The sequence below is a fragment of the Streptomyces sp. NPDC046197 genome (genome assembly GCF_040646295.1).
Lineage (GTDB): Bacteria > Actinomycetota > Actinomycetes > Streptomycetales > Streptomycetaceae > Streptomyces.
In genome coordinates this window covers 22023-46948 of the sequence record NZ_JBEYZY010000038.1, presented here as the reverse complement: position 1 = coordinate 46948, position 24926 = coordinate 22023, and the positions used below count along the sequence as shown (strand labels likewise).

General features: G+C 71.0%; 23 protein-coding genes and 2 pseudogenes. 22 read left to right on the top strand and 3 right to left on the bottom strand.

From position 1 onward, the window contains the following. Nucleotides 1-389: 389 nt before the first annotated feature. Nucleotides 390-1412: a Gfo/Idh/MocA family oxidoreductase gene (locus tag AB0A61_RS34385; RefSeq protein ID WP_361301312.1), complete on the bottom strand. Its 1023-nt coding sequence runs from the start codon at nt 1410-1412 to the stop codon at nt 390-392. Nucleotides 1413-1529: 117 nt separating this feature from the next. Here AB0A61_RS34385 and AB0A61_RS34380 point away from each other — a divergent pair, with 117 nt between their 5' ends. The 20 genes and pseudogenes from AB0A61_RS34380 (at nt 1530) to AB0A61_RS34285 (ending at nt 21848) form a co-directional block, all read left to right on the top strand. Further along, complete coding sequence (locus AB0A61_RS34380; RefSeq protein ID WP_361301367.1) at nt 1530-2279, top strand: GntR family transcriptional regulator; 750 nt, start codon at nt 1530-1532, stop codon at nt 2277-2279. 173 nt (nt 2280-2452) lie between these two features. Beyond that, a complete protein-coding gene (locus tag AB0A61_RS34375) occupies nt 2453-3457 on the top strand; it encodes a sugar ABC transporter substrate-binding protein (RefSeq protein WP_361301309.1) in 1005 nt (334 codons plus the stop codon). Beyond that, a complete protein-coding gene (locus AB0A61_RS34370; protein ID WP_361301306.1) occupies nt 3454-4524 on the top strand; it encodes an ABC transporter permease in 1071 nt (356 codons plus the stop codon). The genes AB0A61_RS34375 and AB0A61_RS34370 overlap by 4 nt, the downstream gene beginning before the upstream one ends. Further along, entirely contained in the window at nt 4521-5312 is a 792-nt protein-coding gene (locus tag AB0A61_RS34365) for an ATP-binding cassette domain-containing protein (RefSeq protein ID WP_361301304.1), read from the top strand. The genes AB0A61_RS34370 and AB0A61_RS34365 overlap by 4 nt, the downstream gene beginning before the upstream one ends. Before the next feature lie 138 nt (nt 5313-5450). After that, nucleotides 5451-6599: an ROK family glucokinase gene (locus AB0A61_RS34360; RefSeq protein ID WP_361301301.1), complete on the top strand. Its 1149-nt coding sequence runs from the start codon at nt 5451-5453 to the stop codon at nt 6597-6599. After that, complete coding sequence (locus tag AB0A61_RS34355; RefSeq protein ID WP_361301298.1) at nt 6596-7180, top strand: sugar kinase; 585 nt, start codon at nt 6596-6598, stop codon at nt 7178-7180. Before AB0A61_RS34360 ends, AB0A61_RS34355 begins: the two co-directional genes overlap by 4 nt. A 147-nt stretch (nt 7181-7327) precedes the next feature. After that, on the top strand, nt 7328-10171 hold the full coding sequence (locus tag AB0A61_RS34350) for a DEAD/DEAH box helicase (RefSeq protein ID WP_361301295.1): 2844 nt from the start codon (nt 7328-7330) through the stop codon (nt 10169-10171). 317 nt (nt 10172-10488) lie between these two features. After that, nucleotides 10489-12603: an SWIM zinc finger family protein gene (locus AB0A61_RS34345; RefSeq protein WP_361301364.1), complete on the top strand. Its 2115-nt coding sequence runs from the start codon at nt 10489-10491 to the stop codon at nt 12601-12603. A gap of 163 nt (nt 12604-12766) precedes the next feature. Next, nucleotides 12767-12868, top strand: a pseudogene (locus AB0A61_RS34340) (3-oxoadipate enol-lactone hydrolase); the annotation flags it as partial. A 310-nt stretch (nt 12869-13178) separates the two neighbouring features. After that, nucleotides 13179-13382, top strand: coding sequence for a hypothetical protein (locus AB0A61_RS34335; protein ID WP_361301293.1), 204 nt, complete (start codon nt 13179-13181; stop codon nt 13380-13382). 427 nt (nt 13383-13809) lie between these two features. Continuing rightward, on the top strand, nt 13810-14094 hold the full coding sequence (locus AB0A61_RS34330; protein WP_361301290.1) for a hypothetical protein: 285 nt from the start codon (nt 13810-13812) through the stop codon (nt 14092-14094). Nucleotides 14095-14117: 23 nt separating this feature from the next. Beyond that, nucleotides 14118-14354, top strand: a complete 237-nt coding sequence (locus AB0A61_RS34325; RefSeq protein WP_361301287.1) for a hypothetical protein — start codon at nt 14118-14120, stop codon at nt 14352-14354. A gap of 91 nt (nt 14355-14445) precedes the next feature. Next, nucleotides 14446-14680, top strand: a pseudogene (locus AB0A61_RS34320) (hypothetical protein); the annotation flags it as partial. A 306-nt stretch (nt 14681-14986) separates the two neighbouring features. After that, complete coding sequence (locus AB0A61_RS34315; RefSeq protein WP_361301285.1) at nt 14987-16564, top strand: ABC transporter substrate-binding protein; 1578 nt, start codon at nt 14987-14989, stop codon at nt 16562-16564. Nucleotides 16565-16878: 314 nt separating this feature from the next. Then, the gene (locus tag AB0A61_RS34310; protein WP_361301282.1) at nt 16879-19359 is read left to right on the top strand and encodes an ATP-binding protein; all 2481 of its coding nucleotides are present in this window, start codon (nt 16879-16881) and stop codon (nt 19357-19359) included. After that, nucleotides 19356-19832, top strand: a complete 477-nt coding sequence (locus tag AB0A61_RS34305) for a roadblock/LC7 domain-containing protein (RefSeq protein ID WP_055495024.1) — start codon at nt 19356-19358, stop codon at nt 19830-19832. Before AB0A61_RS34310 ends, AB0A61_RS34305 begins: the two co-directional genes overlap by 4 nt. Before the next feature lie 40 nt (nt 19833-19872). After that, nucleotides 19873-20310, top strand: coding sequence for a DUF742 domain-containing protein (locus AB0A61_RS34300; RefSeq protein ID WP_055495025.1), 438 nt, complete (start codon nt 19873-19875; stop codon nt 20308-20310). A 49-nt stretch (nt 20311-20359) separates the two neighbouring features. After that, entirely contained in the window at nt 20360-20887 is a 528-nt protein-coding gene (locus AB0A61_RS34295) for an ATP/GTP-binding protein (protein WP_055495080.1), read from the top strand. A gap of 422 nt (nt 20888-21309) precedes the next feature. After that, a complete protein-coding gene (locus AB0A61_RS34290; protein WP_361301277.1) occupies nt 21310-21672 on the top strand; it encodes a metalloregulator ArsR/SmtB family transcription factor in 363 nt (120 codons plus the stop codon). A gap of 47 nt (nt 21673-21719) precedes the next feature. Beyond that, entirely contained in the window at nt 21720-21848 is a 129-nt protein-coding gene (locus AB0A61_RS34285) for a hypothetical protein (RefSeq protein WP_361301274.1), read from the top strand. A 60-nt stretch (nt 21849-21908) separates the two neighbouring features. Here AB0A61_RS34285 and AB0A61_RS34280 read toward each other — a convergent pair whose 3' ends face one another. Both AB0A61_RS34280 and AB0A61_RS34275 read right to left on the bottom strand, forming a co-directional pair. Beyond that, nucleotides 21909-22814 carry a YceI family protein gene (locus tag AB0A61_RS34280; RefSeq protein WP_361301271.1) on the bottom strand — a complete coding sequence of 302 codons (906 nt, stop codon included), beginning with the start codon at nt 22812-22814 and terminating at the stop codon, nt 21909-21911. A 455-nt stretch (nt 22815-23269) separates the two neighbouring features. Continuing rightward, nucleotides 23270-23743 (bottom strand): ATP-binding protein, encoded by a 474-nt coding sequence (locus tag AB0A61_RS34275; protein WP_361301268.1) that lies wholly within the window; start codon nt 23741-23743, stop codon nt 23270-23272. 513 nt (nt 23744-24256) lie between these two features. Between AB0A61_RS34275 and AB0A61_RS34270 the strand changes: the two genes are divergently transcribed. Both AB0A61_RS34270 and AB0A61_RS34265 read left to right on the top strand, forming a co-directional pair. Further along, nucleotides 24257-24649, top strand: a complete 393-nt coding sequence (locus AB0A61_RS34270; RefSeq protein WP_361301265.1) for a DUF3293 domain-containing protein — start codon at nt 24257-24259, stop codon at nt 24647-24649. Nucleotides 24650-24669: 20 nt separating this feature from the next. Further along, nucleotides 24670-24879, top strand: a complete 210-nt coding sequence (locus tag AB0A61_RS34265; RefSeq protein ID WP_361301262.1) for a hypothetical protein — start codon at nt 24670-24672, stop codon at nt 24877-24879. Nucleotides 24880-24926: the final 47 nt, after the last annotated feature.

Sequence of the window (24926 nt, the reverse complement as noted above, 5' to 3'; positions counted from 1 at the left end):
GCCGCAGGGTTTCAGCGACGGGCGGCCCGGAACACCGGTCGCCGGTGGCCCTTGGACCTTCATCTGGACCTTCATCGAGGGCGCACCGCGGCCCGGGGCGGGGCTGCGCCGGGGACAGGGGTCCGTCGGGGCCGGGGGAGCGGTGCCCACACAGCGCGCCGCCTCCCCGGGGGCCTTCCACGCAGGCCCACTTATGGCCGGCGCCGGTGGCTCCCGCCCTCGCGTCGGTCGTGCAGGCCTCACCGGCGGTCGGCGGGAGTGGGTCTCGCCGTCGTGTCAGTCACGTAAGACTCACCGATGGCCGGGCGGCAGCGGCTCCCGCCCTTGCGTCGGTCGCGCAGGCCTCGCCGATGGCCGCAGGGAGTGGTCGGCGCTGTCACGGCACTGGTTCACGGGAGTGCGGCCTGGGCCGCGCCGGGGATCTCGGGCAGGGCCACCGGGCGGCGCTCGCGCCGGGAGACCTCGCACGCCTCGGCGATGCGCAGCGCCTGCAGTGCCTCGCGCCCGTCGCACGGGTTGGGCCGCTCTCCGCGCACCACCTCGACGAAGGCGGACAGCTCGGCCTCGTACGCGGGGCCGAAGCGCTCCAGGAACCCCGTCCACGGCTTGTCCGCGGCCGGTGGTCCGGTCGGCTCGGTGGACGCGATCGGCGTGCGGTCGTCGAGGCCGACCACGACCTGGTCCAGCTCGCCGGCCAGCTCCATGCGCACGTCGTAACCCGCACCGTTCAGCCGGGTCGCCGTCGCCGTGGCAAGGGTGCCGTCGTCGAGGGTGAGCACCGCCGCACCCGTGTCCACGTCGCCCGCCTCACGGAACATCGACGGCCCGGCGTCGGACCCGGCCGCGTACACGTGAACGACCTCCCGTCCGGTCACCCAGCGCAGGATGTCGAAGTCGTGGATCAGCGTGTCCCGGAACAGCCCGCCGGACAGGGGAAGCCATGACGCCGGCGGCGGTGCCTGGTCGGACGTCAGCGCGCGGACCGTGTGCAGCCGCCCCAGCCGTCCCGAGCGCACCGCCTCACGGGCACCGGTGTAGCCCGTGTCGAAGCGGCGCTGGAAACCCATCTGCAGAATCGTTCCCGCTGCCTCCACCTCGGCCAGCGCCTGCAGTGTGCCCGGCAGGTCCAGTGCGATGGGCTTCTCGCAGAACACCGGGAGCCCGGAGCGTGCTGCCCGACCGATCAGTTCGGCATGGGCCGGCGTCGCCGTCGTGATCACCACGGCGTCCACGCCCCACTTGAAGATCTCGTCCGTCCCCGGCGCGGCGGTCTCGCCCAGCCGGTGCGCGAGCTCCTGGGCGCGCGCCGGATCCACGTCCGTGAGGATCAGCGAGCCGACGTCGCGATGGCGGCTGAGCGTGTTCGCATGAATGGTGCCGATGCGGCCCGTACCGATGACCCCGATGCGCATGGAATCAAAGTGAGGGCCGACCCCGGGCGCTGTCAATGCGCATGTCCGGACAATCGAACTACACAACTTCCCGTCAACCGGCCACGGAGCTACGCTCGCCCCGTGCCGAAACCAGAAATGGACCCGACCCTTTCGTTGGAGCTCAGTGTGGACCGGAGCTCTCCGGTCCCGTTGTACTTCCAGCTGTCCCAGCAGCTCGAGGCCGCGATAGAGCACGGGACCCTCACCCCCGGAAGCCTGCTGGGGAACGAGATCGAGCTCGCCGCACGGCTCGGCCTGTCCCGGCCAACCGTCCGCCAGGCCATCCAGTCCCTCGTGGACAAGGGCCTCCTCGTCCGCCGCCGCGGTGTCGGAACGCAGGTGGTGCACAGTCAGGTCAAGCGCCCCCTGGAACTGAGCAGTCTCTACGACGACCTCGAGGCGGCCGGGCAGCGCCCGGCGACGAAGGTCCTGGTGAACAGCGTTGTCGCGGCGTCGGCCGAGGTTGCGGCCGCCCTGGGGGTGACCGAGGGCTCGGACGTGCACCGGGTGGAGCGGCTGCGGCTCGCGCACGGCGAGCCGATGGCGTACCTGATCAACTATCTGCCGCCCGGCCTGCTCGACCTGGCCACCGGCCAACTGGAGGCCACCGGCCTGTACCGCCTGATGCGCTCCGCCGGAATCACCCTGCACAGCGCCCGTCAGTCCATCGGTGCCCGGGCCGCCACCTCCGCCGAGGCCGAGCGCCTCGGTGAGACGGAGGGGGCACCACTGCTCACCATGCAGCGCACCACCTTCGACGACACCGGCCGCGCGGTCGAGTTCGGCACCCACACCTACCGGCCGTCCCGCTACTCCTTCGAGTTCCAGCTGCTCGTTCGGTCCTGACGAGCTCCTGAGCGCCCGGTGCGCTCGTCCCGATGTCCGGACAATGTGACCGAAGCCCGCTCCCCGCCTTCGGGACCCTTGGTGGCTGTGTTCGATAATGCGTCGTTTGGGGCTGGTCAGACCATCACCGGCCCCTTGCGTACGTCGGAACACAGCAAGAAGGGCTCGGCCTCGTGGCACGGTTTCAGACCTGGGTAGGCGTCGCGCTGGCGGGGGCACTGTCCGTGTCCCTCGCCGGTTGCAGCAGCACCGGCGGCAAGCGGGCGGAGGACGCCCGCAAGGCCGCGGCGGCCCAGGGGAGGGCGGCGGTGAACACGCCCCGCTGGACCTTTGCGATGATCACCCACTCCGGTGACGGCGACACCTTCTGGGACATCGTGCAGAGCGGCGCCAAGCAGGCCGCCGTGAAGGACAACATCAACTTCCTGTACTCGCACGACGCCGAGGCCCAGCAGCAGGCGCAGCTGGTGGACGCGGCGGTCGACAAGAAGGTCGACGGCATCATCGTCACGCTCGCCAAGCCCGACGCCCTGAAGGCCGCCGTGGCCCGCGCCGAGAAGGCCGGCATCCCGGTGATCACCGTGAACTCCGGCTCCGCGGAGTCCAAGGCGTTCGGCGCGCTCACCCACGTCGGCCAGGACGAGACGGTCGCGGGCGAGGCCGTGGGGGAGGAGCTGGCCAAGCGCGGGAGGAAGAAGGCGCTGTGCGTCCTGCACGAGCAGGGCAACGTCGGTCACGAGCAGCGCTGCGCCGGTGTGGCGAAGACCTTCGGCGGCACGGTGGAGAACCTCTACGTCAACGGCACCAACATGCCCGACGTGCAGTCCGCGATCGGGGCGAAGCTGCAGGCCGACAAGTCCATCGACGCGGTCGTCACGCTCGGCGCCCCGTACGCCGACACCGCCGTGAAGGCGAAGGCGGACGCGGGCAGCACCGCCGAGGTCGACACGTTCGACCTCAATGCCAAGGTCGCCGCCGAGCTGAAGGACGGCACCCTCGGCTTCGCCGTCGACCAGCAGCCGTACCTCCAGGGCTACCAGGCCGTCGACCTGCTGTGGCTGTACAAGTACAACAGCGACGTCCTCGGCGGTGGCCGGCCGGTGCTCACCGGCCCGCAGATCGTCACCGGGGACCAGGCCGCCGCGCTGGAGGAGTACACCAAGCGGGGTACGCGATGAGCGCCGCCACCGACGAGACGAAGTCCCTCGCCGTCGAGACGGAGGCCGTCGCTGACGAAAGGATTCTGCGGACCTCTGTACTGCGGAAGCTGCTGTCCCGCCCCGAACTGGGCTCGGTCGTCGGCGCGGTCGCCGTCTTCCTCTTCTTCGCCTTCGCCGCGGACGGTTTCCTGCGCGCCTCCAGCCTCAGCACCGTCCTGTACGCCTCCTCGACGATCGGCATCATGGCGGTGCCGGTCGCGCTGCTGATGATCGGTGGGGAGTTCGACCTGTCGGCGGGTGTCATGGTGACGTCCTCCGCGCTGATCTCGTCGATGTTCAGCTACCAGATGACGGCGAACGTCTGGGTGGGCGTCGGCGTGTCCCTCCTGGTCACCCTCGCGATCGGCGCCTTCAACGGCTTCGTGCTCAGCCGGACCCGCCTGCCCAGCTTCATCGTCACGCTGGGCACGTTCCTGATGCTCACCGGGATGAACCTGGGCTTCACCAAGATGATCGACGGCACCGTCTCCACGAAGACGATCGCCGACATGGAGGGCTTCCCCACGGCGCACGCCGTCTTCGCCTCCACACTCACCGTCGGCGGCGTCGACTTCAAGATCACGATCCTGTGGTGGCTGGCCCTGGTCGCCCTCGCCTCCTGGATCCTGCTGCGCACCCGCTCGGGCAACTGGATCTTCGCGGTCGGCGGCAACCAGGACGCGGCCCGCGCGGTCGGCGTGCCGGTCACCAAGACCAAGATCGGCCTGTACATGGCCGTGGCCCTCGGCGCCTGGATCTCCGGCCAGCACCTGCTCTTCTCCTACGACGCGGTGCAGTCCGGCGAGGGCGTCGGCAACGAACTGATCTACATCATCGCCGCCGTCATCGGCGGCTGCCTGATCACCGGCGGTCACGGCAGCGCCGTCGGTTCGGCGGTCGGCGCGTTCCTCTTCGGCATGACCAGCAAGGGCATCGTCTTCGCCGAATGGAACCCGGACTGGTTCAAGTTCTTCCTCGGAGCGATGCTGCTCCTCGCGACCCTGCTCAACGCCTGGGTGCGCAGGCGGGCGGAGGCCACCAAGTGACACAGACCCAAGCACGTACGGCGCTCGTGGAGCTGTCCGGCGTCAGCAAGCACTACGGCACCGTCCGCGCCCTCGAGGGCGTCTCCCTGGAGGTCCACGCCGGGGAGATCACCTGTGTCCTGGGCGACAACGGCGCGGGCAAGTCCACCCTGATCAAGATCATCGCAGGGCTGCACCAGCACGACGGCGGTGTGCTGCGCATCGAGGGCGAGGAGACCCGCCTGTCCTCCCCGCGCCAGGCGCTCGACCGGGGGGTGGCGACCGTCTACCAGGACCTCGCCGTCGTGCCGCTCATGCCGGTGTGGCGCAACTTCTTCCTGGGCTCGGAGCCGCGCAAGGGCCTCGGCCCCTTCAAGCGCATGGACGTCGACTTCATGCGCGACACCGCCCGCGCCGAGCTGCGGCGGATGGGCATCGACCTGCGCGACGTCGACCAGCCGATCGGCACCCTGTCGGGCGGCGAGCGGCAGTGCGTGGCGATCGCGCGGGCGGTCTACTTCGGTGCCAAGGTCCTCGTGCTCGACGAGCCGACGGCGGCGCTGGGGGTGAAGCAGTCGGGCGTGGTGCTGAAGTATGTGGCGGCGGCACGGGACGAGGGCCTGGGTGTTGTCTTCATCACCCACAACCCCCACCACGCGTACCTGGTGGGAGACCGCTTCGTGCTCCTGAAGCGGGGCGGGATGGTGGGCAGCCACCTGCGGGACGAGATCTCGCTGGAGGAGCTGACGCGCCAGATGGCGGGCGGAAACGAGCTGGACGACCTGCGCCACGAGCTGCGGCGTTCCTAGGGGCGCGGGGCGCTGCTGAGACGCGGCTCTGTCGCACGGGCGCGACCGGCCCGGCGGCACCCGCACCCGGCAACGTCACATATCCCCTTCGCTCCCCCGTACGGCACCCTCACCGCCGGTGCGGCAGAATCGGGGCCGATGAGCACCTACCGCGACTTCAGCGCCCCCATCGGTTCCCGGCGTGCCCCGGTACTCCGCACGGTCGGCACCCGGGAGCGCCGGTCCCACCTGACGGCGCCCCGGGTGCCGACGGTGGGCATCGACATCGGCGGTACCAAGGTGATGGCGGGCGTCGTCGACGCGGACGGCAACATCCTGGAGCGGCTGCGCACGGAGACCCCGGACAAGTCCAAGAGTCCGCAGGTCGTCGAGGACACCATCGTGGAGCTGGTGCTGGACCTCTCCGACCGGCACGACGTGCACGCGGTAGGCATCGGTGCGGCCGGCTGGGTCGACGCCGACCGCAACCGCGTGCTGTTCGCCCCGCACCTGTCCTGGCGCAACGAGCCGCTGCGCGACCGGCTCTCCGAACGCCTGTCGGTTCCGGTCCTGGTCGACAACGACGCCAACGCGGCCGCCTGGGCGGAGTGGCGCTTCGGCGCCGGCCGTGGCGAGGACCACCTGGTCATGATCACCCTGGGCACCGGCATCGGCGGCGCGATTCTGGAGGACGGGCAGGTCAAGCGGGGCAAGTTCGGCGTCGCCGGCGAGTTCGGGCACATGCAGGTCGTGCCCGGCGGCCACCGCTGCCCGTGCGGCAACCGCGGCTGCTGGGAGCAGTACAGCTCGGGCAACGCCCTGGTCCGGGAGGCGCGCGAGCTGGCCGCGGCCGACTCTCCGGTCGCCTACGGGATCATCGACCACGTCAAGGGCAACATCGCCGACATCACCGGCCCGATGATCACCGAGCTGGCCCGCGAGGGCGACGCCATGTGCGTCGAGCTGCTCCAGGACATCGGCCAGTGGCTCGGCGTCGGCATCGCCAACCTGGCCGCCGCCCTCGACCCGTCCTGCTTCGTCATCGGCGGCGGTGTCTCGGCCGCCGACGACCTGCTGATCGGCCCCGCGCGGGACGCCTTCAAGCGCCACCTCACCGGCCGCGGCTACCGCCCCGAGGCCCGTGTCACCCGTGCCCAGCTCGGTCCCGAAGCCGGCATGGTCGGCGCCGCCGATCTCGCCAGGCTGGTCGCCCGCCGCTTCCGGCGCGCCAAGCGGCGCCGGGTGGAGCGGTACGAGCGCTACGAGCGGTACGCGCAGGCCCGGCGCGCCGCCGGGGGGGCGCTGTGACCATGTCGCTGCCACGCCAGGCGGCGCCCCCGGACGAGCCGCCGCCCCGCCCGCCCGAGGACCGCCGGCACAGAAACCGCCGCAGGGCCCTCACCCTGCTGATCATCGTGCTGCTCATCGGCGTACCGGCCGGCTACCTGGTGATCTCCGCCAACCAGAGCCGCAACAGCGGCAAGGACAAGGAGGACAAGTACTCCGCGACCGGCCTCACCGCCGGGTACCCCTCGAAGGTCCAGGAGCGCCTGTACCAGGTGCCGGTCCCGCACCCGGCCGACCGGATCGCCTACTACGAGACGAACAACTGGAAGACCAGCCGTCTCTACGTCCAGTTCCGCACCACCGAACCCGGACTGGACAGCTTCCTCGACGCCATGGGCGTCAACCGCAAGGAGCTCAAGAAGGGCGACATCGCCATCGGCGTCCGCGACCAGAAGGTCTCCGGCTGGTCGTTCACGGGTCCCGGCCCCTGGTGGGGGCTCACCCACGAGCAGAAGAACCCCGCGCCCACCCAGGACGTGGTGGTGAACCTGTCCAACCCGGTGCTTCCGATGGTCTACATCGTCTCCCGCACCATTCCCTGACCGCGGCTCCCGGCTCACCGCCGGCCGCCGGCCGCCCGCGCTGGCTCCGGGAACCGGGCCATTGGGCCGCCGGGGCCGGTTGTCGGACCCCGCCCGTAGAGTCGAAGACGTCCACGCACGAGCGACGAGCGGGAGGTGACACGGCGTATGACCGACGTGGGGGTGACGGTGGCGGACACGGCGGCCGATGCCGTGTCGGTGCGGCTCGCCGCGGTCTTCCTGCCCGCGCCCCTCCCGCGCGACGGGCGCATCGCGTTCTGGGACCCCGACGGCGACGTGTGGTCCGGATCCGCGGACGCCCCACCCGCGCATACGGAGCTCACAGTCGTACGACGGCACGGGCCGGGCGCCCGCCGCAGGACCGCCCGCGCGCTGTCGCTGCCGCTGGAGGAGGCGCTGCCGCACCTCGTGCGCGCGCGGCACGACCCGGCGGCCCACCCCGCCACCGCCTGCTGGGGCGCCGCCGCCCTGCACGCCCTGCACATCGCCGCCCGCGGCCGCCTGCTGCCCGGCCTGACCGCCGCCGGACACGACGCCTGGCGCGCGGGCCCCCTGGACCCCGGCGACATCGCCCACCTGCGCGCGATCGCCGCCGCCCTGCCCTACGAGGGCCACGCCGTGCCGCTGCCCGGCCCCGGCCCGCTGCGGCTGCCCGTACCGGAAGCACTGATGCGGGCCTTCCTCGACGCGGTCGCGGACACCCTGCCCCGCACCCCGGCCGCGCCGTACGCCTGCGGGCAGCCCTTCGCGGCCCGCGCACCCCGGCACCTGCCCGACGCCCACGTCTGGGCTGCCGAGGTCGCCGCCGGCATGGACGCCGGCGTACGGATCTCGCTCCGCCTGGACCTGTCGGCCTACGACCTGTTCGACGCCGCTGACGGGGCCCGCCGCGCGGGCGCGGCGATCGTCCAGGTGCACAGCCTCGCCGACCCCACGCTCGTGTCCGACGCCGCGGCCCTGTGGGCGGGCGAGGCCGACGCGGCCTTCGGTCCCCGCGCGCGCGTGGACGCCGCGCTGGCCGTCCGGCGCGCCGCCCGGATCTGGCCGCCGCTCGACCGGCTGGCCGACCAGGACGTGCCCGACGTCCTGGCCCTGTCCGAGGAGGAGCTCGCGGACCTGCTCGGCGTGGCGGCGCCGCGGCTCGCCGCCGCCGGCGTCGCCGTGCACTGGCCACGCGACCTGGCACAGGACCTGACCGCGTCCGCGGTGGTGCGGCCCGCGCCCGGCTCGGCCACCGACGGCACGGGCTTCTTCGAGAGCGAGGAACTGCTGCAGTTCCGCTGGCAGCTCGCGCTCGGCGGCGACGCGCTCACCGAGGCCGAGATGGACGTGCTCGCCGAGGCCCACCGCCCGGTCGTACGGCTGCGGGACCGCTGGGTCCTCGTCGACCCAGCCCTGGTCCGCAAGGCCCGCAAGCGGGAACTGGGCCTGCTCGACCCGGTCGACGCCCTCTCCGTCGCCCTCAGCGGCACCGCCGAGGTCGAGGGCGAGACGGTCGAGGCGGTGCCGGTGGGCGCGCTGGCGGCGCTGCGGGACCGCCTGACCGCCGGAGTGCGGCCCACCGTGCCACCCCCGGGCCTGCGCGCCACCCTCCGCGACTACCAGCTCCGCGGTCTGGCCTGGCTCGACCTCATGACCTCCCTCGGCCTCGGCGGGTGCCTCGCCGACGACATGGGTCTCGGCAAGACGGTCACGGTCATCGCCCTGCACCTGAAACGGGCGCGCGGCGAACCGACGCTGGTGGTCTGCCCGGCCTCGCTGCTGGGCAACTGGCAACGGGAGATCAACCGGTTCGCGCCCGGTGTGCCCGTCCGCCGCTTCCACGGGCCCGACCGCACCCTTGAGGAACTCGACGGCGGCTTCGTGCTCACCACGTACGGCACCATGCGGTCGACGGCGCCCCGGCTCGCCGAACGGTCCTGGGGCATGGTCGTGGCCGACGAGGCACAGCACGTGAAGAACCCGTACTCGGCCACCGCCAAGGCCCTGCGCACCATCCCGTCGCCCGCGCGGGTCGCCCTGACCGGCACGCCCGTGGAGAACAACCTCTCCGAGCTGTGGGCGCTCCTGGACTGGACCACCCCCGGACTACTGGGCCCGCTGAAGTCCTTCCGCGCCCGGCACGCCCGCGCGGTGGAGACCGGGGAGGACGAGGAGGCGGTGGAGCGCCTGGCCCGCCTGGTGCGGCCCTTCCTGCTGCGCCGCAGGAAGTCCGACCCTGGAATCGTTCCCGAACTTCCGCCCAAGACCGAGACGGACCATCCCGTCCCGCTCACCCGCGAACAGGCCGCGCTGTACGAGGCGGTGGTGCGCGAGTCGATGCTCGCCATCGAGACGGCGGAGGGCATGGCCCGCCGCGGCCTGGTCCTCAAGCTGCTGACCTCGCTCAAACAGATCTGCGACCACCCGGCCCTCTATCTGAAGGAGGAGCACCCGCGCGGCGGCGGTGACAGGCTCGTGGCCCGTTCCGGCAAACTGGCCCTGCTGGACGAACTGCTCGACACACTGCTGGCCGAGGACGGCTCGGCCCTGGTCTTCACCCAGTACGTCGGCATGGCCCGCCTGATCACCTCCCACCTCGCCTCGCGCGCGGTCCCCGTGGACCTTCTCCACGGCGGTACGCCGGTCCCGGAGCGCGAACGCATGGTGGACCGCTTCCAGGACGGCGCCACACCCGTTCTGGTCCTCTCCCTGAAGGCCGCCGGCACCGGCCTCAACCTCACCCGCGCGGGACACGTCGTCCACTTCGACCGCTGGTGGAATCCCGCCGTCGAGGAACAGGCAACCGACCGCGCCTACCGCATCGGCCAGACCCAGCCGGTCCAGGTGCACCGCCTCATCACCGAGGGTACGGTCGAAGACCGCATTGCCGAGATGCTGGCCTCCAAGCGCGCCCTGGCAGACGCGATCCTCGGCTCCGGCGAATCGGCCCTCACGGAACTGACGGACCGCGAGCTGTCCGACCTGGTGTCACTGCGGAGGGAGGCGTGATGGCACAGAGGGATCCGGTGGATGACGGGCACGCGGTGAGTGACGAACGGGCCCCGGCGCAGGCGTACCCGACGGACGCACCGTCCGGCTCGCCGCAGGGCCTGTGCGCTGATGCGGTGTCTGGTTCGTCGGGGGTTCGGTCTGCTGATGCAGGGGCTGGTTCGTCGCGGGGTCTGTGCGCTGATGCGGTGTCTGGTTCGTCGGGGGTTCGGTCCGCGGACGCACCGTCCGGCTCGCCGCAGGGTCTGCGCGCTGATGCGGTGTCTGGTTCGTCGGGGGTTCGGTCCGCGGACGCACCGTCCGGCTCGCCGCAGGGTCTGCGCGCCGATGCGGCGCGCGGTTCGTCGCAGGCGCGGCCCGCCGACGCGGCTCGTCGGGCCCTGCGGGCTGCACGTGAACACGCCCTGCCGCCGGCCGAGGAAGCCGCTGACCCCGATCCCGCGCCGGGCGGACCCACGGCCCGGTCGGCCCGCCCGGCCGACGCCGCTCGCGCCGCCCTGCGCGACGCGGTGTCCGCCAGACGAGCCGACCCGGTCGCGGGCGGTCCCCCGGCCGGGAACGAGCCGCAGCCGTCGACGGAGAGTCCGGATCTCCCGGATGGATCGCGTGGGCCCGGCCGGCCGGTGCGACCGGGGCGGCGACCGGCGGAGAGGCCGGACGGGCCGCCCGGCTCTGCGGCGGCCCCGGAAGGTGACGACGAGGCGGGACGCCGAGGGGCGCGTCCTGCTGATGCCGTGCGTGAGGCGCTGCGTGCCGCGCGGGCCCGCGACGAAGCGCAGACGCAGAAGGAGGCAACGGGCACCGCGGCAGGGGCGGCCGAGGAAGCGCGCCGGGCTCCCCGGCCGGTGCCGAGCGCCGACCGACGGCCAAGTAACCTGCGGGACCGAGGTGTCGAGGAACGGGACGGTGATGTACGGAAGTTGCTCGCCGAGGCCATGGCGATGCCCTCGACGGCGGCTGCGCCAGGGGACGTTCACCCGGACAACGGTGTTGAGCGGCAAGGGGACTGGCCCGCTCCGGCAGCCCTGAGCTCGCCCTCGGTCGAGGGCCCGGGGGACCCGCTCCCGGCCGGATCCCCCGTCGACGCCCCCTACGCCCCGGCAGCCGCGCGCGTCCCCCGCACCATGGCCTCCCCGCGCCGCGACGGCGAACTGCGCCGTACCTTCCCGCCGCTTCCACCTTGGCAGCCCGAAAAGCTCGAAAAGCCCGAGGAATCCGAGAAGTCCGAGGAACCCGAGCAGTCCGCGTTCGCCGAGACCTGGTGGGGGAATGCGTGGGTCACGGCGCTGGAGGAGGGCGCGTTGGACGCGGCGCGGCTGGCCCGAGGGCGCGGTTACGCGCGTAAGGGCAATGTGGACGCCATCACCGTGACCCCCGGGCTCGTACTGGCATATGTGCAGGGCAGCCGCGCACGGCCGTACCGGGTACAGGTGCGGCTGCGGACGCTCGACGACGCCGCCTGGGAGCGGTTCCTGGATGCCGCGGCCGAGCGGCCCGGCCACATCGCCGCGCTCCTGGACAAGGAGATGCCCCACTCCCTCGCCGACTGCGGGGTGCCCCTGCTGCCCGGCCCCGGCGACCTGGAGCCGCACTGCAGTTGCCCCGATAACGGCCACCCCTGCAAGCACGCCGCCGCCCTCTGCTACCAGACGGCGCGCCTGCTGGACGCCGACCCGTTCGTCCTGCTGCTGCTCCGCGGCCGGGGCGAGCGCGAACTGCTCGACGCCCTGTCCCGCCTGAGCGCCGCCCGCGCGGCCCGTGCCGCCCAGAACAGAGAACCGGAGCCCCTGCCGGGCGTGCGTGCGTCCGACGCCCTCGCCGAGGGCCGACTTCCGCCCCCACCGCCACCATTGCCCCCGCCACCGCATCCCGGGCAGCCACCGGTGTACCCGGCGGCCCCGGGCGGTCCCGACCCCTTCGCGCTGGACCAGTTGGCGACCGACGCCGCCGCCCGTGCCCATGCCCTGCTCACCACCGGTCGTGACCCGGTCGGCGAGTTGACGTTGTGGCAGGACGCGGTGCGCCTCGCCGCGGGCCGCCCCGGTTCCGGGCTGACCGGCGCCACGCGTGCCCTCTACGCGGCGCTCGCCTCCGCCGCCGGACGCACCCCGGCCGGGCTGGCGCGGGCGGTGGCCGCGTGGCGGCAGGGCGGCCTCGAAGGGCTCGCCGTCCTGGAGGAGCCCTGGGACCCACCGGCGGGGAAGTTCGACCGGGCCCGCCCGCTCCTGCTCGCCGCGGACCTGCCCGCCTTCCGCCCCTGGCGCAACCACCTCACACACCCTCGGGGCCACGTCCAACTCCGCCTGGGGCGAGACGGGTTGTGGTACGCGTACGAGTCGGAGCCGGGCCACGACGACTGGTGGCCCCGCGGCACCCCCGACCTCGACCCGGTGGGTGCCCTCACCGGCCTGGGCACGCCGAGCGACCTCTGAGAGCGGGAGGCGGTCCGGGCCGTCTTCCGTCGGCAGCCCTTCGACGCTGCGGCCGCTGTCAGGTGAAGACGGTGTGAGAGTTCGCCGTTGATCCTCGGGAGGCCCGTGTGGACAGTGGGGGTCAAGGGGCGAGGGTGTCCGAAGGGGCGGTTAGCGTGGAGCGGTGAGTGAGACGACGTCCCCTGCCCTCCAGTACCGCTTCGACGGCCCGGAAGACGCCCCCGTCCTCATCCTCCGTCCCTCGCTCGGGACGACCTGGCATATGGCATAGGGGCAGTCCATGAGGTTCGCCGAGTGTCCGTGGCGTCCACTACGTCCAGGTCAGAGTGCGTGCGTCGCCTGTCTCTCGTCATGTCTGTGAGACGTTCGTGAGACGGCGGCCGCGCGTCGGCGGCCGTCGGGCACGCTACGGCCCCGGGTGGCGGAGGTTTCTGGTGCGAAGGTGCCTTCGCTGAAGACGCTGGGATTGAGGTGACGGCTGCCCCGGACTCCATGCCGTAAAACGGGCGACCAGTACGGCACCGGGCTGGTGGATACCCGGCGTTCGTGAAGTCAGGTACCAGTAAGTTGCGCAGGTGCCGCTCTTGCCGGGGCCGGTAGCCGTGGTGTTGAAGAACGCTTCGCCCAGACGCCAGGAGTTGAATGGCAGCAAAGGCTTGCTGGGGAATGAGGCGCTGTTTCGCTTGCAGCTGCCGGTCATGGTGGCCTGTCCGCTGATGGATGCCTTCAGGGCGTCTCCCCAGCCGCGGGTGGCGGCGACTTCGATCTGGTGGGTTTGATCGAGTGCACGTCAAAGCTTTGCGGTCTAGACACTAGGAGACGGGTGTGGCGCGCACAGGCGGTGCGTAGGGACTGGTGTTCGGAAAAGGGTCCTTTGCGACAACGCGTGAGGGGGCCGTGAGCTGCACAGCAGTGGTACGAGAGTCGATCGCCATGTAGATCACTTCCCTTGCACAGGCGGGAATTTGACGAAAACGTGTCTCTGGCATCCAGACCACGGACGCATGACGAAGATCCGCGTTCATGCGCGGGGGCTTTGGCAGCAGCTACAGCGAGACCCTGCGGCACGCCAAGGCGCAGGTGGGGCATGTCCGGCTCCAGGCGCTGGCCGAGGAGCAAGTCGATACGTGAGTCACCTGGTTGCTCACCGCCGGTCGGGTCCGCGGGAGTCGAGCAGGGACAGGCCTGTCGACCATCACCGTCGACATGGCGCTGGGCCGGCTGAAGGAGGTTCTCGGCCGGGCCGTGACGAAGCGCATGGTGCCCCTCAGCGTTGCCGCGAACGTCTCTGTACCCCGCAAGGCCAGGAAGCAGGAGCGTAAGGAGAAGGTCGTCGTCGCGCCGTGGAACGTGGATGAGGTCCACACGTTCGTCGCCGGTATCAGGGAGGAGCGGCTGTACGCGCCGTTGCTGCCGGGCCTCATGGGGCTGCGGCCGGCGGAGGTCTGCGGACTGCGCTGGGAGGACGTCGACCTCGAGTTGAGGACCTGATCGTTGCGAACACGCGCACTCTGATGAACAACAGCGTGGTCGTGGAGAAGGACACCAGGAGTGAGGCCGGTGAACGGGTCCTGCCGCTACCCGGGCCGCTTGTGGAGGCTTTGAAGAAGTTCCGTGCCTGTCGGGCCCGGGAGAGGCTGGCGCTCGGCCGGGATTACTTGGACTCCGGGTACGTGACGGTGGATGAGTCCGGCTCTCCGCAGTCGGAGTGGACCGCGCCGCGGCCGAACCGGGCCGACGAACCAGCCTGAGCAGCCCGACCAGCTCCACCTCTTCGGCCTGACGTCGGCCTTCGAGACCTGGTTGTGGTCTTGAAGGCCGACGTCGTCATCTGGGGTGCGAGTGGATGTCGTTGCGGCTCACGGGCCTGGGGAGGTCCCGGCGGAGACGGTGCCGGTGGCGCGGCAGCGCTCCCGAGGGGAAGCCTGGCACTCCGGCTGCTGGGCGAGTTGGGCCGCTGTTCCGCGACGAGGAGTTCACCCATCCCTTCCCCGCGCGCGGTCGGCCTGCCTGGTCGCCTGCCGGGCCGGCGCTCGTGCCGGTGCCGGTGCCGCAGTTCGTGGAGGGGCTGACCGATTCGGTGACCGGCGCGGCGCCGCGGTGAACTGCTGAGATCCCCGGCCGTGGTCCGGTCCACCCCCGTCCGACAGACCCGGCCCGATCTCTTGCACCATTTCCCGATGTTCGATGGGTGTTCGATGGGCATGTGTTCTAACCTCCTGACGATCCGTAATGGGGCGATGACCGCGTTGGCGAGGCGGTCGGCTGTGGCGTGCGCGAAGCCCGGCCGACTGGCCTTTGCCCGCGTTGCAGACGTGCTGCGCGTCATCCGAGCAGTCAGCGCGCCATGAGAACAGCCCTGATGTGAAGGCGACACCTGCCCATGACCGAGCACGGAAACAACCCCAGCGGAGCGATGAGGCGAAGAACCGTCCTGCGTGGTGGTGGCGGCCTGCTCGCCACGGCCGCGGCGGGCCTGCTCCCGGGGTGCTCCGGGTCCGGCGGCGACGACTCGGGAGCCAGGACCCCGAAGAAGGGCGGCGTCCTGCGCGTCGGCTGCACCGGCGGCAGCGCAAAGGACACCCTCGACCCTCACAATCCCGTCATCTGGCCCGACCACGCACGGGCGGTGAACCTGTTCGAGCGGCTGTTCGTCCATGACGAGAGATACCGCGTCAAGCCCCTGCTCGCGGACTCGATGGAGCCGTCCAAGGACGGCAGGGCCTGGACGCTGAGGCTCCGTTCCGGGGTGGAGTTCCACAACGGCAAGACCCTGGACGCCGACGACGTCATCGCCTCCCTGCGCAGGATCGCGAACCCCAAGGCGCCCGCCGCCGGGGCCAGCAGCCTCGCCGTGGTCGACGTCGCGGACCTCAAGCGGATCGACTCCCTGACCGTGCGGATCCCGCTGAAGACTCCGTACGCCCTGCTGGAGGACCTGCTCGCGCAGACCGTCATGGCTGTCGTCCCGGCGGACTTCGACCTCAGGAAACCCATCGGCACCGGCCCGTTCGTCTACAAGTCCTTCACCCCCGGGGACGAGAGCGTCTTCACCAGGTTCGACAACTACTGGCGTCGCCCGGCCCATGTCGACCAACTGCACATCATCGACTTCCCCGACGACACGGCCAGGGTCGACGCGCTGCTCAGCCGGGAGATCGACGCCATGGACAACCTGCCGCTCGAGCAGATGGAGCTGGTCAAGGCCCAGGGCTGCAAGGTCCTGATCTCGGAGCCCGGGGCCTGGACCCCGCTGACCATGCGCCTGGATACCGGCCCCTTCGACGACGAGCGGGTCCGCCAGGCGATGCGGCTGATCGTCGACCGGCCGCAGATGGTCCGCCAGGTGCTCAGAGGACAGGGACGCATCGGCAACGACCTCTACGCACCCTTCGATCCGGCGTACAACCACGATCTGCCGCAGCGCGTCCAGGACCTCGACAAGGCCAGATTCCTGTTGAAAGCCGCCGGGCACGAGGGGCTCAACGTGGAGCTGGTCACCTCCAACGGCATCGGCATCGGCGCGGTCGAGACCGCGCAGCTCTTCGCCCAGCAGGCCAGGGGCGCCGGGGTGACGGTGCGGGTCCGCAAGACCGACTCCGCGACCTTCTACGGCGACAAGTACCTGAGCTGGCCGTTCGCCATGGACTACTGGTTCACGCGGAACTACCTGGCGCAGGTGGAACAGGGATCGATCAAGGGCGCCCCTTACAACGAAACGCACTGGAGGGACCCGGAGTTCGTCTCCCTCGTCAACCAGGCCCGCGGCCAGTTCGACGAGGGCAAGCGCAACGAACTGCTCAAGGCGGCCCAGAAGATCGAGTACGAGCGCGGCGGCTACATCGTCTGGGGCTTCAAGAACCAGGTCGACGCGTACGCGGCCGGGGTCAGCGGACTGGTCCCGACCCCCAGCCACCCCTTGTCCGACTACCGGTTCCGCGACTTCTCCGTCGACGGCTGAGGGCCGAAGCCGTGCTGGGCGCCGCCCGGCAGGGCAAAGACCGCCGCCCGAGCGCCGGGCTCCTCGAAGGCCCGGCCCCGGACCGGCCGGCACGCCCATCGTCACCGTTCTCTCTGCACGACGCTTGAACCCCACGGGCAAAAAGGCTGTAGTCTCCGCCCGTTCGGACAAGCGATACAGATCAGCACGGCAACTCACCCAGGCAACAGAGCAGCTTGCCCGTACGACATCGTTCCGGAGGCTTGGTGTCCCCGCACAAGGTGGAAGCAGCGGAACAGGCACGTCGGGGAGCGCGGGTTCGGCGAAGGGCCGACGTGTTCCTCGACCGCTGGCCGTTCCAGCGCAAGCTCAATGTGCTGGTGATCATCCCCGCCGCGGTGGTCGCCGCCATCCTCGCCTACGTCATCGCGGGCCAGGTCGCACAGGCGCAGTCAGCGGCGCGCACCGCGGCCCTCGTCCGCAGCAGCGAGCAGGTCGCCTCCCTCGTCGACGACCTGCAGAGGGAGCATCAGCAGGCGATTCTGCTCTCGGTGCGCTACCAGGCCGCGGAGCCCGGTGGGCCCGCGCCGTCGCCGCGGGACTACCGCCGGGCCCAGTGGGCCGTCGACCGCCAGGTCGCCGAGGTCCGCTCCGCGTTCGGATCCCGCCTTCCCGCGGCGGAGACCAGGGCGTTGCGGGGCGTCGCCGGGCTGACCGGGCTGCGCAAGACGGTCGAAGGCGCCTACCTCCCGGCCGACAGCATCGACCCGGCCTATGACTCCATGGTGTCCAACCTCATCGACGGGCTCGGCCTCGGCGGATCCGCGGGCGGTGCGGTGTCGTCGCCCGAGAACGTCCTGGACACCCTGCTGCGCGCGGACGCCGCGCATGCCGCGTTCGAGACCGGTGTCTTCTCCGCCCAGACCGGCGACTCCAGCGCGCTCACGGAATTCACCGGCGCGGTGGGCAGCCTCCAGCTCTACAACCACCACGCCCAGCGCTTCAGCCGGATCGCCTCGGTGGCCCAGAGCGGCCGGCTGGCCCGGATCGAGCGCAACGCGCACCAGAACGCCATCCGGTCCGAGTTCGCGTCCCTCCAGTTCGATCCCTCCTCCCTGGAGGCCAGGGACCTCGACGAGGTGCGGGCGGCCGTCGACAAGGCCATCGCGGCGTATCCGACGTACGAGAAGCAGGCGTCCACCCGGCTGGAGATCACCCGGTCACTGATCCACCAGATCGCGGACGACGGCGACCGGGCCTCTTCCGAGGCCTGGTGGCGAGTGGGGTGGCTGCTGACCGCGGTGGTGCTGATCTTCGCCTTCTGGCTGCTGCTCTCCCTCCTGGTCCGGCGCTCCGTCGTGCGGCCCGTGCGGATGCTGACCGCCGCGGCCCAGCAGGTGGCCAGGGCGACCGGGCAGGAGCTCGCGCGGGTGGCGGACGACGAGGCCGAGGACGACGGCCGGCTCAGGCTGAACGCAGTCCCGGTGCGGGCACGCGACGAGATCGGCACGCTGGCGGAGACGTTCAACGAGGTACAGGAGGCGGCCGCCGCCCTGCTGCAGCGCCAGGTGCTCAGCCGGCGCAATGTGGCGGAGATGTTCGGCAACGTCGGGCGGCGCGTCGGCAACCTGACCGCGCGCCAGCTGGCGCTGATCGATGCGGTCGAGCGTGAGGAGACCGACCCCGCGCTGCTCGACCAGCTCTACCACATCGACCACCTGGCGGTGCGCCTGCAGCGCAATGCCGACAGTCTGATGCTGCTCGCCGGGCTGGCGGAGACCGCTCTCGAGGCCCGGCCGACGGCGCTGACCAACGTCGTACGGGGCGCGCTCGCCCAGATCGAGGAGTACCAGCGGATCCACCTGCGTGTGCTGGACGAGGTCACCGTCGCGCCCGACATCGTCGGCGATCTGACCCTGATGCTCGCCGAGCTGATGGAGAACGCGGTGGCGTTCTCCCCTGCCGAGAGCCCCGTCGAGGTGCGGGTGCGCTCCCAGGGCGAGGCGGCGGTGGTCGAGGTCGTCGACCACGGGCTCGGCATGAGCGCCGAGCGTCTGAAAGAGGAGAACGAGCGGCTGGTGCGCCGCGAGCGGCTCGACCTTGTCCCCACCAAGGTCCTCGGGCTCTTCGTGGTCGGCCGGATCGCCCGGCGCTGGGGCATCAGGGTCACGTTGACCGCGACGATGGGCGGTGGGGTCACCAGCAGGGTCTTCATCCCCTCGACGCTGCTCATGCCGTTGAGCCACGTGCCCACGGTGTTCGCGGGCGAGGACTTTTCCTCGTCGGTCCTCCCCACCCGGAGTCGGCCCGTGGGGCCCGCCAAGCCCCCAGCGCTCACCGGGCCTGCCGTCACATCCGCCGTTCCCCAGCAGCATCCCCAGCCCTCGCGGCGAACCCCCGCGGATGGCGCACCGCGGGACAGCACCGGGAAGGAGCCCGCACCGTTGCCGCGACGTGTCCCGCGGACCGCGCACACGGCCGGTCCGCCCCCCGAAACCCGGTCCGCGAACACCGCCGAAAGGGCCGCAGCGCAGGCGCAGGAACACCCGGATGGCGAGGCACTCACCCCGGCACCGGCCGCGCCGCCGCTACGGCGCCGCGTGCGCGGTGCCACGCTCGAGAACGCCGCGGCGGCACGCCGGCCGACGCCGACGTCGCGCCGGCCGCTCGACGCGGAGGCGGTCCGCTCCTCGATCGAAGAGTTCGAGGAGGCGGTGGCCCGGGCCGAGCGCGAGAGCGCGCAGCCGGGGCAACAGCCGACTCGGATGCCGGCATCACCAGAGTCCCAGGAGGGACCGGAAGGAGTGGGGCAGTGACCACGTCGACAGGTGGTACTCAATTCAACCCAGTGGAGCCCGTTGACCTGCGTGCCGCCGCAGAGGACTTCACCTGGCTGCTCAACCGATTCGCGACGGAGACCGCGGGCGTGGTGGATGCCATCGCCGTCTCCTCCGACGGTCTGCTGATAGCGGTCTCGCGGCTGTGCGACCACGCGGACTCCGAGCGTCTCGCGGCGATCGTCTCGGGAATCACCAGCCTGGCCGCCGGCGCTTCGGGCAACTACGGCCTCGGCGCCCTCAACAAGGTGATCATTGATCTGGAAGGAGGCCATCTCCTCGTCTCCGCGATCGGCAGCGGATCCGTGCTCGGCGTCGTCACCTCGAACGAGGCGAAGCTGGGGAACGTCGCCTACGAGATGACCCTGTTCGCCAACCGGGTGGGCGCGGCCCTCAGCCCCGAGCTGGTCCTCGAGCTCAAGAACAGCGTCGGTTCCCCGGCCACCGGGTGAACCGTCCGCCACCACATGCAGCAGGAAGGAAAGACCCAGAATGGCGTCCGAGGGTGGTCAGCACCACCCGGGCTCCGGCGGTTCGGGATCCGCCGGCCGCCCTTCGGCGATCCGGCCGTTCCTGCTGACCGCGGGAAGGGTTGCGGGCAGCGACGCGGTAGCGCCGCTCCCCATCGAGACCCAGGTCGTGACCACCTCGTTGGGCTTGGCCACCCTCGAAACCCTGGCCTTCGAACACCGCGACATCGTCGCCGTATGCCGGCGGCCGCAGTCGCTGGCCGAGGTCGCCGCGAAGCTGCACCTGCATCTGAACGTCGTCCGTGTGCTCGCGGCCGACCTGCGCGCCCATGCGCTCCTCGCCGTATACGTGCCCAGTGCCGATGCCTCCCGCGACGTCTCCGTTCTGCGAAGGGTGATCGATGGTCTCCGCGGCGTCGCCGAATCCGAAGGGATACACCGTGACAGCCAACGGGATTGACGCACCGTGCGTCCCACACGAGACCGAACGGCCGCCCCTTCCCGTGAAGATGGTGATCGCGGGCGGGTTCGGCGTCGGCAAGACCACGACGGTGGCGTCAGTCTCGGAGATCGAACCGCTCACCACCGAGGCGTCGATCACCGAGGTCGCGGCGGGCGTGGACGATCTCAGCCACACCCCTCACAAGACCACCACCACGGTCGCCATGGACTTCGGCTGCATCACCCTCGATCCGACCCTGAAGCTGTACCTGTTCGGGACGCCCGGCCAGGAGCGTTTCGGCTTCATGTGGGACTACCTGGTGGAGGGCGCCCTGGGCGGATTGGTGATCGTCGACACCCGCCGCCTCGACGACTGCTTCGCCGCGGTCGACTACTTCGAGCACCGGGACATCCCGTTCGCGGTGGCCGTCAACGCCTTTGACGGCGAGGTCGCGCACGAGCTTGACGAGGTGCGCTGGGCGCTGGACGTCAGCGACCACGTCCCGCTGTTCGTCTTCGACGCCCGAGAACGGGGCTCGGTGCTCGACGCACTGCTGGTGGTACTCGACCATGCGCTGAAGCGGGCGGAGGCGTAGGCGGTACACGCCCGTCCGCAGGTGGTCGGCGGCGGCGACGGTGACGGCCGTCTCCACCGCGGCACGTGCCGGCCTGCCCGCTGCGCCTGCCGCACCCAGCGGCGACCGCGTCGTACGGCGCCGTAGCCGCCGTACGGAGACCACCACGACCACCATCAGCAGCAGGGCGGGCGCCGCTTCGGTGCGGGCGCGCTCATCGGCGCCGGTGCGGCGGGCCTGGTCGGCGGCGCGCTGCTGAACGAGGTGTTCGATGACGACGAGCCGGAAGTGGTCGTCAACAAGTGCCACGAGGGCTGACCGTTCCCCCTTCCCTCGCCCCTGGTCCGTGGTGCAGGCGGGCGGCCGGGCCGGTGGTGCGCGGGCGCCTGCACTGGGCGGGCGCACGGGCGTCTGCCGTGATGCGGGCGGGAGGGGAGAGGACTGTGGCGGGGAACGTCGGTGGCTTCCGGGACCCGTCTGCGGAGGTACTGGCCGAGGCGGCCGCCGCGTTCGGGCTTCTTGCCTCGGCGGCCCGGCTGCACATCATGTGGGCCCTGTCCCAGGGCGAGAGCGATGTGACCCACCTCGCCGACCGGGTGGGCGGTGCCCTGCCGGCGGTCAGCCAGCACCTGGCGAAGCTCAAACTCGCCGGGCTGGTGCGCTCCCGCCGTGACGGCCGACGGCAGATCTACTACGTCGACGACCCGGATGTCGTGACCGTGGTGCGTGTCATGGACGGGCAGCTGATCGCCCGCGCCCACGAAGCGCCGGCACCGGCGGGCCTACTGCACCGGACCGGTGCCTGAGCCCACGGCGGCCGCCGGGGGGAACGTCGGCCACGTGGAGCGTCCGCATGCGGCGCGCGTCCCTGACGCTGCCCGCGACCGACGCCGACCTGGTGCGCGCGGAGTCGGAGCCGTTGCTCCGCCCCTACGACGAGACGGCCGAGGGCTACCGCTGGAAGGGACCCGTGTCGGGTTAGTCCGGAGCCTCGGAAACCGGCCTCCCCAGTCCGCCGGAGCACGGAGGGCCGGCACGTCGCCTACTCCGGGGGCGTGGGGGTCTCGGGGGTGCGGTACATCGCCTGGACGTCCAGCTCCAGCTGCACGGTCGGCCCGACGACCGAGATGCCACGGGCCAGCATCGAGCGCCAGTTGAGGGTGAAGTCCTCCCGGTGCAGCTCCGTCTTCGCCAGTGCCGCGCAGCGGAGTTCCTGCTCGTAACCGCCGTTCACCGTACCGAGGTACGTCGTGTCCAGGCCCACGGAACGGCTGGTGCCATGCATGGTGAGCGTGCCGTGCAGCGTCCACTTGGAGCCACCGCGGTAGACGAACCGGGTGCTGGTGAAATCGATGTACGGATAACGCTCGACGTCGAGGAAATCCGCGGAACGCAGGTGGTTGTCGCGGGTCTTGTTGCCCGTGGTGATGCTGGAGGCGTCGATGCGTACCGACACTTGGGAGGCGGACATGTCCGATGCGATGCGTATGCCGCCCTCGAAGCGGGTGAAGCGGCCGTGGACGTGCGCCATGCCCACGTGCTTGGCGATGAACCGGATCGCGGTGTGCGGAGGGTCGAACAACCAGGTGCCGCGCGGCGGGAGTTCCAGCTGACGGGCAGGCAGTAGCGCGATGTGCGTCGGGGAGACGACGACTCCGGCGGCTATGTCGGCACTCTCGCGAGCCGGTGCGAGCCCCTCCGCCGTGGCCATCACGCTGTAGGAGGCGGGCGGCAGCATCGCCACGAACAGGCCGTAAGGATCGGTGGTGCCACGGGCGACGACGCGGTGGCTGTCCAACGCGGTCACCGTGACCTCGGCACCCGCCAGAGGCTGTCCCAAGGGATCGACGACCTCGCAGCCGTATGCGCCCGCCCCGGCCGGCAGGGGTACCGAGAGGCCCGACGCGGCAGTGCGGGAACGCCGACGCCGGAGCAGTCCGAAGGCCATGCTCTTCACCTTTCTTTACCCGCATCACGACCGCGAGCCTCGCAAACGTGCCGACGTCCAAGGGCGGCCAGATCTTCCGGATACTGGTTGCAGACGCGATGAGGTCAAATTTTCAACGATCATAGAGCAGGTGATGCGGAGCAGTTCCTCGCTGATGTCGACGTGCGGCAAGGTGCTCCAACGCGTCCGGCCACCGTCAACGGCCGTATTGCTGGGCCTATATGGCGACTCCTTGCCCTTGCGCTTTGCATCACTGCTGTGGCGAACGGCACCCAGAATTCCGCGAGGCTTACGCACGGCTCGCCGTTCCCTCACGCGGTCCACACATCCTGCGCACGTCGGGACGGCGCAGAGCCGGGGCCGGAACCCGTGGATGGGTCCGGGCCCGGCCCAGCCCGGCCGCAGGTGCCCCATGCATCGCATGCCGCGCGCGTCCGAGAGGCCCCTCGGCGGCGTCAGTCGACTCCGTCCATCTGCTGGGATCCGTGAGCGGTGGAGGTGTCGATTTCCGCCCAGACGGTCTTGCCGCCCGGCGGGTACGGTTCCGAGGCCCAGCGGTCGGCCAGGGCGGTAACGATGAGGAGGCCACGGCCTGTCTCACTGACGGGCCGTGTCCCGAAGTCCGTGGAGGCTGACGGGGCGTGGTCGCCCCGAGCATCGGTGACCGCGATCCGCAGGAGTCCGGCCGGGGGGTCAAGGCGGAGCGCCAGGCGGAAGTCGCGGCCCTGAAGCCGGCCGTGCAGTGCCGCGTTGGCCGCCAGCTCAGCCACGATCTGCTCCGCGCGCTCGACCACGGACGGTGATACCTGCCAGGCCCGCAACTCCGCAGCCGTGAGCAACCGGGCGAGCCTTGCGCCGCGACGGGTGGAGGACAGTTGCTGCGCGAAAGTGCTGACGGTGGTGGATGCGTGGGGAGTGGTCACGTTCATGAGAGCCACCGTGAGGGGCACGCGGGGGCGCACGCCAGGGGATGCGCCCGTACGCTGCGTGAGGGTACGGGCGTATTCCCTGGACGGTACGACGGTCAGCTGTCACTGAGCACGGTGCGGCAATGCCGAGGGGCTGTCAGTAGTGCTCCAGGTCCAGCAGGACGTAGCATGAAGCCTTACGTCTCGGCCAACCCGGCCGTCGCGCACGGCCGGGACAGCCGCCGGCCGACCATCTCGCGCACTGCGTGGATGGTCTTCCGACCAGGACCACGCCCCCATGAACCCGTGGGGACGAGTACCGATCTCCCTGCATGACGTGTAAGGGGGTCCTTCGTTTCACAGGAGGCCCTTGTGCACGCCACTGACGCAACCGGCACGCCTCGTAACTGGGATCTCTACCGGATTGCGGTCGCCCACATCCAGTTCCAGGACCGGACGGTACGAGTCGAACCGCGTCCCAGGGGCTCAGCTGAAGGGTCTTTCCCGGAATCAGTCGGCAGCGCTACCGTCCACGTGATCACGGCCTGGAATCCCCGTGGGCGTACGGCTTCCGCCGACGACAACGCCCGCGCTCAGGGCCTGTTGCTCGACGAGATCCGCAGCCGTGCGCTCACCTGGTGGTCCGCCGAAGGAGGCGACGCGTGCGGCACGCACCGCGAGGAGAGCGTCGCCGTCGCCGGCCTCAGCGATGCCGCTGCGCGTGATCTGGGGCGGCGTTTTGGCCAGGACGCGATCTTCGCCTGGACTCCCGACGCCTGGCGCGTCCTGGCATGCGACAGCGAGGCTGCGGCTGTGAGTGGATGGGCCTCGTGCCAGAGCGGCCGGCTTTCATCGCTTCGCCCGAGCGGCGACGCCGGGTGCGAACGCTCGGACGGGTCGTCGGAGCGGCACCTCGGTGAGAGCTGACATACACAGGAGATGAACCAATGGGCATGTATCCCATGCGCACGCCGGACCACTGCCCCCGCTGCGGCAGAAAGCTGGCCGGTCCGCCTGCCCAGCGGATCAAGGCCGACGGCTTCCCCGCGGAGGTGACCTACGAGACCGACCCGGTGTGCGGCGCGCGCTGGCACGTGTGGGACAAGACGTCCCCGCTGCGCCACTTGGCCCGCCCCCATGTGGAGGGCACGATCTGACACAGCCAGGGTCCGTACGTTGAGTCAGCGTACGGACACGTTCGGTG